Below are 17,830 nucleotides of genomic sequence, written 5' to 3'. Positions count from 1 at the left end.
GCGGGCGCGGCGCGGCGCGAATCACAGGGTCCGCTGCAGCCGGTCGGCGGCCACCAGCAGCACGTCCCACACGCCACTGAAGGGCGGGGCGTACGCGAGGTCCGCGTCGAACAGGTCCTGGGCGGTGGCCCGCTCTCCCAGCAGGGCCGCGACCACGTCCACCCGCTTCACGCTCAGGTGGTTGTGGCCGATCAGCTGGGCGCCCAGCAGCCGCCCGCTGCCGCGCTCGCCGGTCAGGCGCACGTGAATGGGTCTGGAACTGCGGTGGTACCCGGCGTGGTCGGTGCTGGTGACGTCCACGCTGACGGCGTTCAGGTGCAGCGCCTCCGCCTCCGCCTGCGTCAGGCCGGTGCGGGCCACGCCCAGCCCGAAGGTCCTGAAGATCCCGGTCCCGACCACGCCGGGAAAGCGGGCCTCCCCGCCGGCCATGTTCACGCCCGCCACGCGCCCCATCCGGTTGGCCGGCAGGCCCAGCGGGATATGCACGCGGCGGCGCGTGACCCGGTGCAGGCTCTCGGTGTTGTCCCCGGCCGAGTAGACGCCCGGCACGTTCGTCTCCTGCCGGGCGTTCACGGCCACCGCGCCCGTCTTCCCCAGGCGGACCCCGGCGGCCCGGGCCAGCTCCACGTTCGGTGTCACGCCCACCGCCACGATGACCACGTCGGCCCGCACCAGCCCCCGGTCCGTCTGCAGGCCCGTCACGTGCCCGCGGCCGGTCAGGCCCTGCACGGTCACGCCGCAGCGCACGTCCACGCCGCCGCGCTCCAGTTCCTCCCGCACCTGCGCCTGCAACGGCCGGTCCAGCATCCGCCCCGCCACCTCCGGGCCCTTTTCCAGCAGGACCACGCTCAGGCCACGCGCCCGCAGCGCCTCGGCCAGTTCCAGGCCGATGTAGCCGCCGCCCACGATGCACGCGCGTTTCGCGCCCCGCACGCTGGCGTCCAGCGCCTCGCCGTCCGGGATGTCGCGCAGCACATGCACGCCCGCCAGGTCCGTGTGCGCCCAGTCCGGCCGGACGGGGGAGACCCCGGTGGCCAGCAGCAGCCGGTCGTAGGGTTCGGTGGTCGTGCGGCCTGCCGCGCGGTCCAGGACCGTGACCGTCCCGGCGCGCGCGTCCACGTCTGTCACCTCATGCCGGGTCCGTACGCGGATGCCACGCGCCCGCATCTGCGCGGGCGTGCGGGCCACCAGATCACTGAACGCCCCGACCTCCCCGCCGATCACGTACGGCAGGCCGCACGCGCCGTAACTGACGAACCCGCCACGCTCGAACACCACGACCTGCGCGTCCGCACTGAACCGCTGCGCCCGGCTGGCCGCGCTCATCCCGGCCGCCACGCCGCCCACCACTACGATCCGCATGCCCGCAGCGTAGCGGCTCCCCGTACGGCCACCATATCGGCGGCCTTCATGAGGACGCCCGGCCGGCGGGCGGGAGACGGACCGCGCCGGTCTCGTTCACTCCCCGCACCACGGGCCGGTTCCCCACCCGGAACCCGTTGCTCTGCGGCTCGCGCTGCGGCGCCGCCCTGCGAGGCCCATCGGGTTGAACGCCTTCACGCAGCTTTCAGCCGGAGTCCGGACGGGCCGTCACGGCTGCTCAGCGGCCGAAATCCTGAACCCAGTACGTGTTGAAGATGTTGCCGGGGACGCCGTTGCCCATGGCGGCCCCGAAGGCGGTCCAGTCGGGGTTCATCAGCGTCCGGCAGTGGCCCGGGCTGTCCAGCAGCGCCTGGAGTGCCTCCTCGGGCGTCAGGACGTTGTAGGCGGCGTTCTCACCGACCGCCGCGCCGGTGTAGCCGCTGGCGCGGGCGCGGTCCGGGGGTTCGCTGCCGGTCTCGGGATTCACGTGACCGCGGAAGTTCAGGCGGATCATGTCGTTGACGTGCATCTGGGCGCTGCTTGCAAGGCGGTCGTCCCAGCGCAGCGGGCCGGTCGTGCCGAACAGCTGGTCACCGCAGCGCTGCCCCTGACGCCGGGCCTCGTTCGTGATCGCCATGAACCGCAGCATCCACCCGTGCGGGTCGCTCGCCTCGATCTGCGCGGGCTGCACGTATACCAGCGTGGCCCGGCCATCCTGCACGGCGACGCCGTAACGGCTGAATCCCACCCGGTGAGCGCACTGGTTGGCGAGCGCCCCGGCAACCTGGTTCGCCCGCCCGAGCCTGGGCAGGACGAAACTCGCGAAGCGTTTGGCGGGGTAACGCGCGCTGCCCAGCTCGGCCTTCAGCGTGAAGCCCCGCAGGACGCGCCCGGCGATCAGGTCGAGCTGCTCGTCGCGCCGGGCGTCCTGGCCGCAGCTCAGGAAGTCCGCCTGGACGAGTTGCGCGAACACGTCGGCGCTGGCGACCAGCAGGTCCGGGCTGAGGACCGCGCCGCCCGGGAGGGTCACGCCGCTGCCGGTGGCCGGGGCGGGGGGCGTGCCGGCCGGCGCGCTCGGCAGCGGCACGGTCGCCTGCGCCTGCACGCCGGGCGGCAGGAACAGACCGGCGCTCAGGAGGGTCAGGGCGGCCACCAGGGATGAGTGGATCTTCAGCTTCACTCCATGATTCCATCATGAATTCTCTACAGACTTCTCACAACCTGCGCAGGTGAAGGCCCGCTTCCCGGCCCGTCGCACCGCGGGCCAGGCGGGTGTTCCCCACAGGGTGCTGCACAGCGCCCCCACCCCGCCACGCGGCAACGCCTACCATGCGGGACATGAGTGAAGCCCCCGACCGCGCCCACACGCCCCTGAACCGCACCCGCCTGATCGCGCCCGGCCCGGTCGAGGTCGCGCCGGACGTCCTCGCACAGCTGGCGCAGCCGCAGATGCACCACCGCGCCCAGGACGGCATCGAGAAACTCATGGAAGCCCGCGCGAAACTCTCGCAGCTGCTCGGCGACCCCTACGACGCCGTCATCACCACCAGCAGCGGCACCGGCGCGTTCGAGGGCGCCCTGCTCAGCACCACCCCGGCCGGCGCGCGGGTCGTGAACGCCCAGGCCGGCAAGTTCAGCGAACGCTGGGGCGAGATGGCCCAGCGCTTCGGGTACGACACCACCCTGGTCGCCAGACCCTGGGGCGAGGTGCTCGACCCGCAGGAGATCGCGGACGCCACGCGCGGCGCACACACCCTGCTGATCACGCACAGCGAGACCAGCACCGGCGCCCTGCACGACCTGGAAGCCATCGCGCGCGCCGCGAGGGCACAGAACCCGGACCTGATCATCATTGCCGACGGCATCACCTCGTACGGTGTGGCCGAGCTGCGCCCCGCCGCGTGGGGCGTGGACGTGATCGTGTCCGGCAGCCAGAAGGGCACCGCCACCCCGCCCGGGCTGGGCTTCGTGCTGTTCAGCCCCGGGGTGCAGGAACGCCTGATCCGCAACCCGGGCAACGCCTTCTACCTCGACATGACCCGCGAACTGGCCGGGCAGAAGGCCGGCAGCACCCCGCAGACGCCGGCCATCAACCTGATCTACGCCCTGAGCACCGCCCTGGACCGCCTGCTGAGCGTACCGCGCGAGGTGCTGTGGGCCGAGCAGCGCCGCAAGACCGACGCCCTGATCGCCGCCGGAACCGCGCTGGGCGCCCCCGCCTGGGCGCCACGCACCAGCCCGGCCGTGGCAGTCCTGACGCCCCCGGCCGGACTCACGGGCCGGCAGGTGGCCGCGCAGCTGGCCGCCATGGGCCAGCGCGCCCTGCCCGGACAGGCGCCCCACGAGGACACGGTGTTCCGCGTGAGCACCATGGGTTACGCCGACCGCTACGACGCCCTCGGGATCGCCGGCATCCTCGAAGATGCCTTCGCGGCCCTGGGTGTGTCCTTCGAGCGGGGCGCCGCCGTGAACGCCGCCTGGCAGGCCCTGAACGGCTGATACGGACTCCGATTGAATGGGCTGCAAAGGCCATTCAATCCGAGCGGACTCGTAGAGCTGCGCTGCAGAGCGAGCCGGAGAGAAACGCCCCTCCGGACGTGGAGTTGGCAGATCGGTGGTGTTCCGATCTGTCAACGAAATAAACGGAATCCGCATGAAACGGGTTCCGGCTGACCGGGATTCGCACCGTTCAGTCCCCACAGAGAACCGCCCCGGCCTGAAGCCGGGGCGGTTCTCTGTGGGGACAGGTCAGCGGACGGGGGGAGTGCCGCTGGGCGGATCACCGGCGGGCGGATCGCGGCGTTTGGTGCTCGTCACGCCGGCCAGGATGCCGAGGCCCAGCAGCACGACCGCGCCGATCAGGGTGTAGGACTGCGGCCATCCGAAGGCGTTCCCGGCGATGAACAGTGCCACGATCAGCACCACGATTCCGATCATGTAGATGGTGAAGTTTGACATAATGACCTCCTGTTCCGGTAAAAAGACCGGACGCTGATTGCATGGAATGGACGTTCGGTGTTCACGGTCTCTCTCGTGTTCCGGCGGCCCGTTGAATGAGTTCAGTGTAGGGAACAGAATCTGACGCTGCCGCAATGAACTGTTGAACCGACCTTGAAAAGGGCTTTAAGTGCCCTTCAGGTCGGTGGCGTCCCGGGAGCAGCCCGCGAGAACACCCCGTGCCTTACCCTGTCCGGCATGACCCGCGCCCTGTACCACGTTTCCCACGACCTCACGTTCGCCGCGGAGGTCACGCACGCCGCCGGGCACGAGGCGGCGCTGGACGCCACGGCCCTGTACCCGGAAGCGGGCGGGCAGGCGGCCGACACCGGCACGCTGCGCTGGACCGGCGAAAGCGGCGAGCTCCGTGCGGCGACCGTTACGCACAGCCGCAAGGAGAAGGCCAGCGGCCTGATCTGGCACACCCTGGACGGCGACGCCCCCCCGGTCGGCACGCCGGTCCAGGGCGAGGTGGACGCCGCGCGCCGCTGGCGGCACTCGCAGCGGCACAGCGCCGAGCACCTGCTGGCCCAGGCCTTCGTGCGCGTGAACCCGGCGTTCACGGTGGACGCCGTGAACATGACCGGCCCCGAATGCACCCTGGACCTGCGCGGCGACCCGGCCGAAACGCACGTGCGGGCTGCCGGGGCGCTGCTGCGCGAGACGCTGGGCCGCACCGACCTGACCCTCGAAACGCCGGTCGTGCCGGACCGCGACCTGCACCTCTACCCGCTGCGCCGGGAGTCGAAGGTCAGCGGGAACGTGCGCCTCGTGATCTTCCGGGACGGACAGGGCGAACCGTTCGACGTGAGCGCCTGCGGCGGCACGCACGTCCCCCGCGCCGCCATGGCCGCCCCGGTCGTGATCCTGCGCACCGAGCGCGTGAGGGGCGGCGTGACCCGCGTGACCTTCATGGCCGGCGAGGAGGCGGGCGCGTACCTGGGCAGCGTGTATGCCGGCGCCCGTAGGCTGGCCGTGGGGTTCAGCGTGCCGGTCGAGCGGCTGCCCGAACGGGTCGAGGCGCTGACCACCGAACGGAACGCGCTGGCCGCGCAACTCGACGCCCTGCACGCCGCGCACGCCCGCACCCTGCGGGACGCCGCCCCCACCGAGACGCACGGAACCGTGACCCTGCGCGTCGTGACGCTGCCCGACCCGGCTGGCCTGCTGCCCGCCCTGACCGACCTGAACCCCGGCGAGGTCGTCGTGGCGGTCACAGATGCGGGCCGCGTGGGCATCGGCAGCGCCGACCCGGCCGTGAACGCCGGAGCGGTGCTGCGCGCCGCGCTGACCGCCAGCGGCGGCAGGGGCGGCGGCCGCCCGGACCTCGCGCAGGGCAGCGCCCCGGACGTGGCCGCCTTCACGCACGCCGTCCGCGCGACGCTCCTCGCCACCGCCTGACGGTTCACAGCCACCCCGGAACTTGGTAGGCTCAGGGGTCATGAGTATTCACCTGAACGCCGAACCGGGCCAGATCGCCGAAACCGTCCTCCTGCCGGGCGACCCCCTGCGCGCCAAGCACATCGCCGAGACCTTCCTCACCGACCCCGTCCTGCACAACACCGTGCGCGGCATGCACGGCTACACCGGCACGTACAAGGGCCAGCGGGTCAGCGTGCAGGGCACCGGCATGGGCATCGCCAGTTCCATGATCTACGTCAGCGAACTGATCACGCAGTACGGCTGCAAGAACCTGATCCGCGTCGGCACCGCCGGCAGCTACCAGGAGAACGTGCACGTCCGCGACATCGTGCTCGCGCAGGCGGCCTGCACGGACAGCAACATCAACAACATCCGCTTCGGCGCGAAGAACTTCGCGCCTATCGCGGACTTCGACCTGCTGATGCGCGCCTACCAGATCGCCCGCGAACGCGGCCACACCACGCACGTCGGGAACATCATGAGCAGCGACACCTTCTACCACGACGATTTCGACCAGTACAAAATCTGGGCGGACTTCGGCGTGCTGGCCGTCGAGATGGAAGCCGCCGGACTGTACACCCTGGCCGCCAAGCACGGCGTCCGGGCCCTGACCGTCCTGACCATCAGCGACCACCTCGTCACCCGCGAGGAGACCACCGCCGAGGAACGCCAGCTGACCTTCAACGCCATGATCGAGATCGCCCTCGACGCCGCGCTGGGCCAGTAACCCTTCAGGACTGCACCCCAGGCTTCATCGGCCGGGTCGCCGTGTGCGGCCCGGTTTTACACTGCGGGCATGAAACGCGCAGCGGACTGGACGTTCAGTGACCCGGCGGCGACAGGGAGCCGTCTGTCAGGCCGGAGGCTGGCCCGGCTGCGGCTGGCGCTGGGACTGCTGTTCCCGCCCCTGCGCTGGCCCCGGCGGTGCGTGGCGGACCTGCCTGCCCCGCTGCGCGGCGTGGTGTGGCCGGCGGGCGTGACGCCGCTGGGCGTGTACCGCGACCGGGGGTGAGCGCTTCGTGCGTCTGCGCGGCCCGGCCGACCCGCGCGGACAGTGGCGGGCGCTGGCCGGTATTCGCGCCGCGCTGCTGGCGGCCAAATGTGCGCCCCTACCGACCGGGGCTGTGGGCTTCGGCGTCCCAGCGGACCTGTACCGGGTGGGGGAGGAGTCCCTGCTGCTCGTGGTCAGCGCGGGCGGCACGCTGGACCTGCCGCTGCTGCCCCGGTCCGGGCCCGTGGCCGCAGAGCCGGGCCTGAACCTGGGTGCCCCGCCCGGCGTGTCCTGGCCTGAACCGCAGGGTGCGCCGCACGTCCTGTTGCCGCCGGGCACCGACATCCGCGCGGCGTTCACGCACTGGCTGGCGCAGGCGGCCGCGCAGGGCTGGGCGGCGCAGCCCCCGCTGATCGGGCCGGCGCAGGCCTTCACCGTGTTGACGAACGGTGAGCGGGCCGTGACCCTCAGCGCCGCGCAGATCAGCGAGACGCCCCCCGTATGGGCCGCCGCGCTGGAAGGCGACCTGTGGAGTCACCTGCGGCGGCGCGCCGTTCATGGTGGCGGTCAGTAGTCGCCGTCGGCACTGAAGACCGGGCTGGTCAGGATGGCGTACCCGGCAGCGGTCGCGGCGTCGTTGCGGCTACCGAGCGTGCCCATGATCGCCTTCCCGAGCGCCTCGTAGCGGTTCACGCTGGCGTTCCAGCTGACCGGGTCGAACCGCACGTACTCCTCGTCGGCGCCGGGGCGGTAGCGGCGCAGCGCCGCGACGTACGCCGCGTGGTCCGCGCGGGCCTGCGTCACCTGCCGCGCGTACAGGCTGCCGGTCTGGCCACCGAGCGCCGTGCGGGCCAGTCCCGCGAGGCTGGCCAGTTGCTCTTCCAGGAACGCGAAGGACCGGGGCACGGCGTGCGCGTACAGCGTGCCGCCCCCGGCGCGCACGCCCGCCAGTTCGCTCTCGATGGCGCGCATCTCGCGGTACTGTCTTCGCAGCGTGTCGATCCGGGCACTGAGCTTGGGGTTGCCGGTCAGGGTGCGGCGCAGCGCGGCGGCGCGGCACTCGGCCCAGTTGTAACTGGCGTTGTCCTGATCGACTTCAGACCACGCGCTGATCGTCAGGGTGGCGTACGTGCCGCTGTCCACGGCGTTCGCCAGGGCGCAGTTCGCGGGGGTCTGCGCGTGCGCGGCGCCGGGCAGCAGCGTCAGGAGGCTCAGCAGGACGGACCGGCGCAGGAGTGTCATACCCCAGCGTACCCGGCCCCGGTCTGCGCTGCCTACCGCTTACGCCCGGCGCACCATCCGCGCGATGAAGAACCCGTCGATGCCGCCGTCCGGGACGGTCAGCACGCCCGGTCCCGCCGGGACGGTGGGCACCTCGACGCCCGTCACGGGCTGCGCCTCGAAGTCCGGGTGGGCGTCGAGGAAGGCCTGCACGACCTGCGGTCCTTCCTGCGGCGTGACCGAGCACACCGAGTACACCAGCGTCCCGCCGGGCTGCACCAGCGCCGCCGCGTTCGGCAGCATCCGCGCCTGAAGCGCCGCCATCTCCTGCACGGCGTCCGGCGTGAGGCGCAACTTGATTTCCGGGTGGCTGCGTAGCGTGCCGCTGCCGGTGCAGGGGGCGTCCAGCAGCACCACGGCCGCCGGTTCCAGTTGCAGGGGTTCGGTCAGGTCGTGCGTCACGAACTCGGCTTTCAGGCCCAGGCGGCGCAGGTTTCCGCGCGCCGCGTCGTGCTTGCGGGCCACGAGGTCCACGCTGGTGACCTGCGCGCCGCGCGTGGCGAGCATCGCGGCCTTCACGCCCGCCCCGCCCGCCAGGTCCAGCACGCGCACGCCGCTCACGTCGCCCAGCGCGTCCACGCAGGCCAGACTGGCCGGGTTGATCGGCTGCGCCTGCCCGCGTTCATACGCGGCGGTGCGGCGCAGCGGGCGGTCCAGTTCCACGCGGTCCACGCCCTGCACGCCCGGATGCACGACGCTGCCCTCTTCCTCCAGGGCGCGCACGCCCGCGTCCGACAGGCTCAGCCACAGCGGTTGCGGGCGCAGCAGGTCCGCCATGACCGCGCCCGCCTGCTCACCGAACGCCGCGCGGTACAGGTCGGCCAGCCAGCCGGGCAGTTCCGTGCGGGTCTCGTCGGTCGCGTCGGGCAGCGTCACGCGGCGCAGCACGGCGTTCACCAGCGCGGGCGGTCCCAGCCGCGCCCCACGGGCGAGGTTCACGTACTCGCTCGCCACGGCGTGCGGCGCGGTGCCCAGGAACAGTTTCTCGAACGCCCCGGCCATCAGGACGGCCCGCGTCTTCGGGTGCGTCTCGCCCTTCAGCATGGGGCTCAGGGCGCGGTCCAGCGTCAGCGCGTGCCGCAGCGTGCCGTACACGACGTGCGTCGCCAGTCCCGAGTCCCGGCCCGGCAGCCGCGCCTGTTGCAGGGCGTCGTCCAGTGCCGGGGCGGCGAAGGCGTCGCCGTTCAGCACGCGCAGCAGCACCCGCACCGCCACCTCCCGCGCGGGATTGAAAGGCCCCGGCCGGTCCTCACGGGAAGGGCGGGAGCCGGAAGCAGGGCGGGCAGAGGGTCGGCGTGGAGCGTCGTTCACCTTGGCAGTGTACGCGCCGGAAAGGGGGGAGGGTGGGTTGGCAGCAGGGAGTGGCCTTGACAGGGACGGCCGGGCCGCGCGCACGCTGTCGACCATCGACCATCAGGCGGTATTCACCCTGGGCCGGCTGATCAGTGTCCAGATCAGCAGGGCGGTCAGGACGCCGCCGCTCAGGAGGTAGGGGGCGGCGTGTCCGGCGGTCTGGTACAGGCCGGTGCCGATCAGCGGGCCGGTCATGCGGCCCAGGGCGAGGGCGCTGGAGTTCAGTCCGGCGACCGCGCCCTGCTGGTCCTCGGTGACGCTGAGGCTCAGGGCGGCGCTGAGGCTGGGGCTCAGGACGGCGCTGCCGATCCCGATGACGGCCAGGGCCAGCGTGATCGGCCAGAAGCTCTGGCCGGTGGGCAGCAGGAACATGCCGGCGGCCATGATCAGCAGCCCGGCGGCGACCAGCGGCGTGGTGGGCAGTTTCTTCGCGAGGGGCCGGATGGCGCCGCCCTGCACGAGCGCGGCGACCAGTCCGAAGATGGTCAGCATGCCGCCGACGGTGCGGGCCGCGCCTTCCGGGGTGAGCTTCAGGGTGTCCTGCACGTAGAAGCCGATGGTCTGTTCCATGCCGACGCTGGCGAGGGTGCTCAGGGCGCTGATCGCCAGGAACAGCGGGATGGCGCCCTGGCCCAGCAGGGCGCGGCGGCTGCCGGTGGCGGGTTCGGTGCTGCCGGCGCGGCGCGTTTCGGGCAGGGTGCGCCACGCGACCAGCGCAGTGACCAGGCCCAGCGCGGTGCTGAAGAAGATGGGCGCGGTGAGGCTGACGGTGCTCAGGAGTGCGCCGATGGCGGGGCCGAACACGACGCCCAGCCCGAAGGCGGCGCCGATCAGGCCGAGGCTGGCGGCGCGGTCGTTCTTGTCGCTCAGGTCGGCCATCATGGCCTGCGCGGTGGGCAGGGTGGCACTGGACAGCACGCCGCCGATCAGGCGGGAGGCGACCAGCAGCGCGAACAGGGCGGTGCCGCCCAGTGCGCCCTGGAGGCCCAGCTGGGCGAGGATGCCGAACAGGCCGAAGCTGATGGAAAAGCCCACGAGGCCCAGCAGCAGCACAGGTTTGCGGCCCTGGCGTTCGCTGCGGCTTCCCCAGATGGGGGAGAAGATGAACTGCATCAGGGAGTAGCCGGTGGAGAACCAGCCGGTCTGGGTCTCGGTCAGGCCGAGCTGGCGGCCCAGGGGCGCGATGATGGGGAACAGGACGCTGAGGCCCAGCATGGCGATGAAGATGGTGAAGAACAGCGTCAGGCGCGTGCGGCCCGTGGCTGTGGAGGGAGTGGGGGTGGCCGGCATGCGCGGAGTATACGCCGCTCCCTGACCGAGCGGTAAGGACGCCTGTCTCGTGCGCGACGTGCCGGCAGGGGACGCGCGGCGCGTTCCAGGGGCGTGGCACCCGGTGACGTGGCACCGGACGGCGAGGTTGCTGGACGGCATGGGGCGGGACCGAACGAACTGCCCGGATGCCCGGGGGGCTCCCCGCTCTCATGTGTGGAGTATGATGACAGGACCAATTTCCCTGTAGACACCGGTTCCGGTGGCACCTGCGAACGCAGGCCGCCTTCGTTGGACCCGGTGTGGGAATGCATACTTTTGATTGACTGGTACGTTCAATTCCTGAACGGCCCAGGCATTGTCAAGCGGGAGGTGCAGTCCTATAATGTCCGGCGAGCAACCAGAATCAATTCGGCCGAAAGCGCTCGAATCGGCACCTCCAGACGCCTCCTTCCGTGGAAGACTGATGGAACAGGATCAACCCCAATTGGAAGCGGTTCACTAGACCGCCGTCCTTCAAGGAGCCCTATGAAAAAAGCACTGACTGTCCTCTCCCTCGCGCTGATCAGCCAGGCCAGCGCCGCCACCCTGACCGTCTGGACGCACTTCGGCGACGCCGAACTCGCGTGGCTGCGCACCCAGGCCGCCCAGTACAAGGCCAAGACCGGCGACACCGTCAACATCGTCAGCGTCCCCTTCGACCAGATTCCCGACAAGCTGATCCAGAGCGCCCCCAAGGGCCAGGGCCCCGACCTCGTCACCACCCTCCCCCAGGACCGCCTCGGCCAGCTGGCTGCCGCCGGCGTCATCGAGCCGATGGACAAGTACGTCACCAGCAAGACCGACCTCGACAAGACCGCCGTCAACGCCCTGACCTACCAGGGCAAACTGTTCGGCATCCCCATGTTCGCCGAAGCGGTCGCCGTCGTGTACAACAAGAAACTCGTGCCCAGCGCCCCCACCACCTGGAGCGCGTTCCTGGCCACCGCGCAGAAGAACACCGGCAGCGGTAAATTCGGCTACCTCGCCGACCTCAGCAACGCCTACATGCAGTACGGGATCGTCAGCGCCTACGGCGGCTACGTCTTCAAGAACACCGGCGGCACCCTGAACACCAAGGACGTGGGCCTCGCCAACGCCGGCGCCGACAAGGCCAGCGCCTTCCTGAACGACCTGCGCTACAAGTACAACCTCGTGCCCGAGGGCGTGGACGGCGGCGCCGCCAAGAGTGCCTTCGTGGACGGCCGCCTCGCCATGTTCCTCACCGGACCCTGGGACATGGGCGACATCAAGAAGGCCGGCGTCGACTACGGCATCATGACCTTCCCCACCCCTCCCGGCGCCAGCGGCAAGTGGAGCCCCTTCGTGGGCGTGCAGGGCACCATGCTGAACTCCTACAGCAAGAACAAGGCCGCCGCGGCCGCCTTCGCCCGCCAGATCAGCTCCAGTGACGCCCAGGTCGCCTTCAACAAGGCCGGCGGCCGCATCCCCGTCAGCCTCAGCGCCCGCACCAAACTGAAAGCCGACCCCGTGGTCGTGGGCTTCGGCAAGAGCATCAGCGCCGGCACCCCCATGCCCAACGTGCCCCAGATGGGCGCCGTGTGGGGCCCCTGGAGCAACGCCATCGCCCAGAGCGTCCAGAAGCCCAACCAGAACTACGGCCAGATCCTCGACAAGGCCGTGCAGGAAATCAACAGCAACATCAAGTGATCCCCTGCGCAGGGAACGTGACCTGAACCGGCACGTTCCCTGCGTCAGCCGTTGCTGCCCCGCCCGCCGCGCCCACCGACGCCGGACGGGGCAGCCGCTTTTCCTGCCCGCCCCCCGTCGCCGGCGCGCTGCCAGGGTGTAGGCTGCCTACCAACCAGGTCCGTCCCGCCACCCCCTTCTGCCCGCCGCGACGCCGGCGGTTCCACCTGCCCCCGGGCGCAGGGAGGTTACCCCCACCCATGACCCACACCATGCACCCCCCCATTCCCAAACGGTCCGCGACCGTGCCGCCACAGGGAACGCGCGGCGTCTTCGTGGCGCTGCTGATCCTGAGCGCCCTGATCGGCCTGAGTGTCCTGATCGGCTGGCTGGTCGCCGGCCTGACCGCGCAGGTCCTGCCCGGCGCGCCCGCCTACACCATCCTGATCTTCACGCTGCTGGCCCTGCTGATCCTCGCGCCGCTCACCTACCGGCTGTTTCCCTGGATCACGAACTGGTTCTACCTGCTGCCCGCGCTGGTGTTCATCCTGGCGTTCACGGTGCTGCCGGTCATCCTGACCGTGAACTACGCCTTCACCAACTACAGCGGCTCGAACAGCGGCAACCCGGACAGCGCCTCGCGCACCGCCGCGACCCTCAGCGCCGACCGCCGCACCGTGACCCTGCCGGAGCTCGCCGGACAGAGCATGGCCGAGTTCCTGAAGTGCGCCGCGCCCGACTGCGCGGGCAGCACCGTCGTTCTGTACGACGAAGACGCCAGCGTCCCGTACCGGCAGAAGGTCGCCAGTGTCCGTGGCGCGGCCATCACCCTGGCCGCCCCGATGCCCGGCGACGTGAAGATCTCGGGCGCCACCCGCATCAACCGCTACGAGTACGTGGGACTGGCCAACTTCCGCGAGATCTTCGGCAAGGCCAGCCGCGCCCTGTGGCCCGTGTTCCTGTGGACCGTGGTGTTCGCCTTCTCGACCATCGTCATCAACGCGGTCGCCGGACTGATCCTGGGCATCCTGCTGTACAACAAGCGCCTGAAGGGCCGCAACATCTACCGCACGCTGCTGTTCCTGCCGTGGGCCGTGCCCGCCGTGATCAGCGTGCAGATGTGGGTGGCGCTGTTCAACCAGCAGTTCGGGATCGTGAACAAGACCCTGGGGCTGCTCGGCGTCGCCGCCGTGCCCTGGCTGGGCGACCCGCTGTGGGCGAAGGTCAGCATCCTGCTCGTGAACCTGTGGCTGGGCTTCCCGTACATGATGACCGCCACCATCAGCGCCCTGAGCACCATCAACGACGACCTGTACGAGGCGGCCGAGATCGACGGCGCCAGCCGCTGGCAGCAGATCACGACCATCACGCTGCCGCTGCTGCGCACGTCGTTCACGCCGATCCTGCTGTCGGGCTTCGCGTTCAACTTCAACAACTTCGGCATCATCTACCTGCTCACGGCAGGCGGCCCCGCCCAGGAAGGCCGTGAAAGTACCGCCCAGAGCACCGACATCCTGCTCTCGTGGGGCTACAACACCGCGTTCGTGTCCAGCGGCGGGCAGAACTTCGCGCTGGCCAGCGCCATCGCCCTGATCATCTTCTTCCTGACCCTCGCCATTAGCCTCGTGAACTTCCGCGCGGCCGGCGTGTTCGAGGAGGCCCGCAAGTGACCGCCGCACCCAAGACCCCCAGCGACCTGCCGCCCGGCGGGTACGTCCACCGTGAACCCAGCCTGCTGCGCCGCGCGCTGCCCTGGCTGGTCACGGCCGCCCTGGTCATCGCCCTGATCGTGCTGGGGCAGGCGCTCGTGCAGAACATGCAGGGCCGCCAGAAGAGCTTCTCGATCTACTTCGTGGAACGCGGCTGGGTGCGCTTCCTGCTGTTCCTGCTGGCCGCGACCGGCGTGCTGGCCCTGACCAGCCTGCTGGGGCAGCGGATCGGCATGGCCCGCACGGGCCGCCGCATCAGTTACGCCGCCGTGCTGGGTGACCAGCTCACGCACCTGTTCCTGATCCTGGTCGTGCTGGTCGCCGTCTACCCGCTGCTGTACGTGCTGATCGCCGCCTTCGACCCGCGCAACAGCCTGTTCGCCTTCCCGGACTTCGAGAATCCCAACATCCTGTACCGCAGCGGCCTGATGCCCCGCCTGGACGTGCTGAGCACCGAGAACTTCGCCAAGCTGTTCGAGGGCGTCACCATTCCCGGCTGGCAGGTCCTGCTGGCCGGCCTGGGCGGCGCGGCCCTGAGCGCCCTGCTGCTCGTCACACTGCTCGGCCGCTTCGGGCGGGACAGCGTGGGACTGCAACGCACCCGCACCTGGGCGACCCGGATCATGATCGCCGCGCTGGCCGCGCTGGTGCTGTTCATGACGCCCGCCCAGTTCACGGGGTTCAGCAACGAGAGCAAGTTCCTGCTGTCGGTCCGTAACACCCTGTTCGTGTCGGGCCTGACCGGCGTGCTCGCCATCGTGCTGTCCACCACCGCCGGGTACGCCATGGCGAGACTGCGCTTTCCCGGCCGGTTCCAGATGCTGCTGTTCTTCATCTTCATCCAGATGTTCCCGGTGTTCCTGGCGCTCGTCGCCGTGTACAAGCTCCTGACGGACCTGGGCCTGGGCAACACCTTCACGGGCCTGATCCTGGCGTACTCGGGCGGCGCCATCGCCTTCAACACCTGGATCTTCAAGGGGTACGTGGAGAGCCTGCCGGAATCGCTGGAGGAGGCCGCCATGGTGGACGGTGCGACCCGCTGGCAGACCTTCGTGCAGATCGTGCTGCCGCTGTCGGGCGGGATCATGGTGTTCATCTTCCTGAACCAGTTCATCGGCACGTACGCCGAGTTCATCCTGGCGAACGTCCTGCTGACCGGCGTGGAACAGTGGACGGTCGGCGTGATGCTCCGCTCGTTCACGACCGGGCAGTTCAGCACCAAGTGGGGCGTGTTCGCCGCCGCCAGCACCCTGGGCGCCCTGCCGATCATCGCGCTGTTCTACGGCTTCCAGAGCTACTTCGTGGGCGGCGCGGTCGCCGGCGGCGTCAAGGAGTAATACGGACTCCGATTGAATGGCTGACAAAGCCGTTCAATCCGAGCGGATGCGAGTAAGGAGCAAAACGGGTTCCGGACGTGGAGTTGACAGATCGGTGGTGTTCCGATCTGTGAACGAAACAAACGGAATCCGTATAACTCCATCCTGTACGGCAAAAGGCCCCCAGCCGATCAGGCTGGGGGCCTCGCCGTGCGGGGACTCATACGGACTCCGATTGAATGGGCTGCAAAGACCATTCAATCCGAGCGGATGCGAGAAGGAGAGAAGCGGGTTCCGGACGTGGAGTCGGCAATCCGGTGAAGTTCCGGATTGTCGGCGAAACAAACGGAATCCGTATCAAACGGAATCCGTTTTGCTTCCACTCGCTCTGCTTCGCAGCGCTGCGAGTCCGCTCGGACTGAACGGTTTTTGTCAACCACTCAATCCGAGTCCGAATCAGCCCTGCGCGTCCGGGTCGGGCATGCTGGCGGTCACGGCCGGGTCCACGCCGTCCTCGAAGCGGCGGAAGTTCTCGCGGAACATCCGGGCCAGTTTGCGGGCCGTCTCGTCGTAGGCCTGCGGGTCGGTCCAGGCGTCGCGGGGGTTCAGGACGCCAGCCGGGACGCCCTGCACCTCCGTGGGAATCTCCAGCCCGAAGTGCGGTTCGCGCTCGAAGGTCGCGCCGTCCAGTTCGCCGCTCAGGGCCGCGTGGATCAGCCGGCGGGTGTGCGCGATGCTCATGCGCTGGCCCGTGCCGTACATGCCGCCGGTCCAGCCGGTGTTCACCAGCCACACGCGCGCGCCGCTGTCCTGCACCTTGCGGGCCAGCAGGCGGGCGTACTCGCCGGGGTGGCGGGGCATGAACGGCGCGCCGAAGCAGGTGCTGAAGGTGGGGCTGGGTTCGGTCACGCCGTCCTCGGTGCCGGGGATCTTGGCGGTGAAGCCGCTGATGAACTGGTACATGGTCTGCTCGGCGCTCAGGCGGCTGATGGGGGGCAGCACCCCGAAGGCGTCGGCGGTCAGGAACACCACGTTGCGGGGGTGGCCGCCCAGACTGCCGGGCTGCACGTTCGGAATCTGGCTGATCGGGTAGGCGCTGCGGGTGTTCTCGGTCAGGCTGCCGTCGTTCAGGTCCGGGTTGCCGCCCGCGTCCAGCACCACGTTCTCCAGCACGGTGCCGTAGGTGCGGGTGGTGCGGTAGATGTCGGGTTCGGCCTCGGCGTTCAGTTTGATGACCTTGGCGTAGCAGCCGCCCTCGAAGTTGAAGATGCCGGTGTCGGTCCAGCCGTGCTCGTCGTCGCCGATCAGGTGGCGGCTGGGGTCGGCGCTCAGGGTGGTCTTGCCGGTGCCGCTCAGGCCGAAGAACAGCGCCACGTCGCCGTCATCACCGACGTTCGCCGAGCAGTGCATCGGCATGACGCCCTGGTCCGGCAGCAGGAAGTTCAGCACGCCGAAGATGCCTTTCTTGTTCTCGCCGGCGTACTGCGTGCCGCCGGCGATGATCATGCGGCGCGTGAAGTTCATGATGATGAACGTGTCGCTGCGCACGCCGTCGAGTGCCGGGTCGGCGCGGAATGACGGGATGTTCAGTACCGTCCAGTCCTCGTGGAAGTCCGTCAGTTCGGCCGGGGTGGGGCGCACGAACATGTTGTGGATGAACAGCGAGTGGTACGCCATCTCGGTGACCATGCGGCAGCCGATGCGGTAGCGGGGGTCCGTGCCGGCGTACACCTGCTGCACGAACAGTTCCTTTCCTTCGGCGTAGCGGGTCATCTTGTCGAGGAGGCGGTCGAACACCGCGCCGCTGATGGGCGTGTTGAAGCCACCCCACCAGACCTTGTCGCGGGTCAGGTCGTCCTCGACGATGAAGCGGTCTTTCGGGCTGCGGCCGGTCTTGTTGGTGCGGACCGTGAGGGGCCCGCAGGCGGCCTGCTGGCCCTCGCCGAGGCGGATGGCGTGCGCGTACAGTTCGTCGACGCCGGGGTTCAGGTGGACGGTGGCGGTCTTGATGCCGAGATCGGCAAGGGGTGCGCTGGTGGTCAGGCTCATGGGCGGTCCTCCGTGACTGGAAAGCGGAACCGGCTGGGATGACGCAAAAGCCGGACTTCGTGTGTTTTCTTACCCTGGAATCTTCGCCCGGGAAGCGGTTCCAGTCAAAACTTTCGGGTGTCACACTTTCGGGAACAACACACACAAACGTCTCCCGTGCCGGGACACCTGCCCCCTGCCACCAGCATGCGCTCTGCACTTACCACCGCGTTACAGGCAGCCGCACTTCACCGTACGCCTGACAGCCCACCACCCGGCCCCCACCTGCCAGCCGCGCCCTGACCACACAGCGGGGCAGCACCGGAATTCCCGGTGCCGCCCCGTGCACAGCCCTGCCTGCGTCCATCTGCCCGCCTGGCGGACTGGTCCTTCCCGCACATCCCAGCGCCCTC

15 protein-coding genes are annotated in these 17,830 nt (G+C 69.9%); 8 read left to right on the top strand and 7 right to left on the bottom strand.

Annotated features, from left to right (window positions below):
- Window positions 1–21: 21 nt before the first annotated feature.
- The gene (locus tag ABDZ66_RS09675) at window positions 22–1,362 is read right to left on the bottom strand and encodes an FAD-dependent oxidoreductase (RefSeq protein ID WP_343758231.1); all 1,341 of its coding nucleotides are present in this window, start codon (window positions 1,360–1,362) and stop codon (window positions 22–24) included.
- Window positions 1,363–1,600: 238 nt separating this feature from the next.
- Entirely contained in the window at window positions 1,601–2,542 is a 942-nt protein-coding gene (locus ABDZ66_RS09670; RefSeq protein WP_343758229.1) for a CAP domain-containing protein, read from the bottom strand.
- Between the two features lie 158 nt (window positions 2,543–2,700).
- Here ABDZ66_RS09670 and ABDZ66_RS09665 point away from each other — a divergent pair, with 158 nt between their 5' ends.
- Window positions 2,701–3,861, top strand: a complete 1,161-nt coding sequence (locus ABDZ66_RS09665; RefSeq protein ID WP_343758227.1) for an aminotransferase class V-fold PLP-dependent enzyme — start codon at window positions 2,701–2,703, stop codon at window positions 3,859–3,861.
- 249 nt (window positions 3,862–4,110) lie between these two features.
- On the opposite strand, the gene ABDZ66_RS09660 is transcribed toward ABDZ66_RS09665, so the two are convergent.
- Window positions 4,111–4,320 carry a hypothetical protein gene (locus ABDZ66_RS09660; RefSeq protein ID WP_343758225.1) on the bottom strand — a complete coding sequence of 70 codons (210 nt, stop codon included), beginning with the start codon at window positions 4,318–4,320 and terminating at the stop codon, window positions 4,111–4,113.
- Between the two features lie 237 nt (window positions 4,321–4,557).
- On the opposite strand from ABDZ66_RS09660, the gene ABDZ66_RS09655 reads away from it, so the two are divergent.
- From ABDZ66_RS09655 to ABDZ66_RS09640, 4 genes are all read left to right on the top strand, one after another.
- A complete protein-coding gene (locus tag ABDZ66_RS09655; protein WP_343758223.1) occupies window positions 4,558–5,760 on the top strand; it encodes an alanyl-tRNA editing protein in 1,203 nt (400 codons plus the stop codon).
- A 40-nt stretch (window positions 5,761–5,800) separates the two neighbouring features.
- The gene (deoD, locus tag ABDZ66_RS09650; RefSeq protein WP_343758221.1) at window positions 5,801–6,508 is read left to right on the top strand and encodes a purine-nucleoside phosphorylase; all 708 of its coding nucleotides are present in this window, start codon (window positions 5,801–5,803) and stop codon (window positions 6,506–6,508) included.
- Between the two features lie 69 nt (window positions 6,509–6,577).
- Window positions 6,578–6,793: a hypothetical protein gene (locus tag ABDZ66_RS09645; RefSeq protein ID WP_343758219.1), complete on the top strand. Its 216-nt coding sequence runs from the start codon at window positions 6,578–6,580 to the stop codon at window positions 6,791–6,793.
- Window positions 6,794–6,800: 7 nt separating this feature from the next.
- Window positions 6,801–7,346, top strand: coding sequence for a hypothetical protein (locus ABDZ66_RS09640; protein WP_343758217.1), 546 nt, complete (start codon window positions 6,801–6,803; stop codon window positions 7,344–7,346).
- Here ABDZ66_RS09640 and ABDZ66_RS09635 read toward each other — a convergent pair.
- The 3 genes from ABDZ66_RS09635 to ABDZ66_RS09625 all read right to left on the bottom strand — a co-directional run bounded on the left by ABDZ66_RS09635 (window position 7,340) and on the right by ABDZ66_RS09625 (window position 10,696).
- On the bottom strand, window positions 7,340–8,014 hold the full coding sequence (locus tag ABDZ66_RS09635) for a hypothetical protein (protein ID WP_343758215.1): 675 nt from the start codon (window positions 8,012–8,014) through the stop codon (window positions 7,340–7,342). The two genes, ABDZ66_RS09640 and ABDZ66_RS09635, sit on opposite strands and share 7 nt — an antisense overlap.
- A 39-nt stretch (window positions 8,015–8,053) precedes the next feature.
- The gene (locus ABDZ66_RS09630; RefSeq protein ID WP_425544420.1) at window positions 8,054–9,262 is read right to left on the bottom strand and encodes an RsmB/NOP family class I SAM-dependent RNA methyltransferase; all 1,209 of its coding nucleotides are present in this window, start codon (window positions 9,260–9,262) and stop codon (window positions 8,054–8,056) included.
- A gap of 204 nt (window positions 9,263–9,466) precedes the next feature.
- Window positions 9,467–10,696 carry an MFS transporter gene (locus ABDZ66_RS09625; RefSeq protein WP_343758213.1) on the bottom strand — a complete coding sequence of 410 codons (1,230 nt, stop codon included), beginning with the start codon at window positions 10,694–10,696 and terminating at the stop codon, window positions 9,467–9,469.
- Window positions 10,697–11,203: 507 nt separating this feature from the next.
- Between ABDZ66_RS09625 and ABDZ66_RS09620 the strand changes: the two genes are divergently transcribed.
- From ABDZ66_RS09620 to ABDZ66_RS09610, 3 genes are all read left to right on the top strand, one after another.
- Complete coding sequence (locus ABDZ66_RS09620; RefSeq protein ID WP_343758211.1) at window positions 11,204–12,385, top strand: sugar ABC transporter substrate-binding protein; 1,182 nt, start codon at window positions 11,204–11,206, stop codon at window positions 12,383–12,385.
- A gap of 239 nt (window positions 12,386–12,624) precedes the next feature.
- Window positions 12,625–14,034: an ABC transporter permease subunit gene (locus ABDZ66_RS09615; protein ID WP_343758209.1), complete on the top strand. Its 1,410-nt coding sequence runs from the start codon at window positions 12,625–12,627 to the stop codon at window positions 14,032–14,034.
- On the top strand, window positions 14,031–15,410 hold the full coding sequence (locus ABDZ66_RS09610) for a sugar ABC transporter permease (protein WP_343758207.1): 1,380 nt from the start codon (window positions 14,031–14,033) through the stop codon (window positions 15,408–15,410). The genes ABDZ66_RS09615 and ABDZ66_RS09610 overlap by 4 nt, the downstream gene beginning before the upstream one ends.
- 435 nt (window positions 15,411–15,845) lie before the next feature.
- On the opposite strand, the gene pckA is transcribed toward ABDZ66_RS09610, so the two are convergent.
- Window positions 15,846–17,438: a phosphoenolpyruvate carboxykinase (ATP) gene (pckA, locus tag ABDZ66_RS09605; RefSeq protein WP_343758205.1), complete on the bottom strand. Its 1,593-nt coding sequence runs from the start codon at window positions 17,436–17,438 to the stop codon at window positions 15,846–15,848.
- Window positions 17,439–17,830 lie beyond the last annotated feature (392 nt).

This window comes from Deinococcus depolymerans (assembly GCF_039522025.1).
Lineage (GTDB): Bacteria > Deinococcota > Deinococci > Deinococcales > Deinococcaceae > Deinococcus > Deinococcus depolymerans.
This window is presented reverse-complemented; position numbering and strand designations above follow the sequence as displayed.

Coding starts and splice junctions, on each gene's coding strand:
- ABDZ66_RS09645 (WP_343758219.1), top strand. CDS start 6,578: ATGAAACGCGCAGCGGACTGGACGTTCAGTGACCCGGCGGCGACAGGG.
- ABDZ66_RS09655 (WP_343758223.1), top strand. CDS start 4,558: ATGACCCGCGCCCTGTACCACGTTTCCCACGACCTCACGTTCGCCGCG.
- ABDZ66_RS09660 (WP_343758225.1), bottom strand. CDS start 4,320: ATGTCAAACTTCACCATCTACATGATCGGAATCGTGGTGCTGATCGTG.
- ABDZ66_RS09615 (WP_343758209.1), top strand. CDS start 12,625: ATGACCCACACCATGCACCCCCCCATTCCCAAACGGTCCGCGACCGTG.
- ABDZ66_RS09625 (WP_343758213.1), bottom strand. CDS start 10,696: ATGCCGGCCACCCCCACTCCCTCCACAGCCACGGGCCGCACGCGCCTG.
- ABDZ66_RS09675 (WP_343758231.1), bottom strand. CDS start 1,362: ATGCGGATCGTAGTGGTGGGCGGCGTGGCGGCCGGGATGAGCGCGGCC.
- pckA (WP_343758205.1), bottom strand. CDS start 17,438: ATGAGCCTGACCACCAGCGCACCCCTTGCCGATCTCGGCATCAAGACC.
- deoD (WP_343758221.1), top strand. CDS start 5,801: ATGAGTATTCACCTGAACGCCGAACCGGGCCAGATCGCCGAAACCGTC.
- ABDZ66_RS09635 (WP_343758215.1), bottom strand. CDS start 8,014: ATGACACTCCTGCGCCGGTCCGTCCTGCTGAGCCTCCTGACGCTGCTG.
- ABDZ66_RS09620 (WP_343758211.1), top strand. CDS start 11,204: ATGAAAAAAGCACTGACTGTCCTCTCCCTCGCGCTGATCAGCCAGGCC.
- ABDZ66_RS09665 (WP_343758227.1), top strand. CDS start 2,701: ATGAGTGAAGCCCCCGACCGCGCCCACACGCCCCTGAACCGCACCCGC.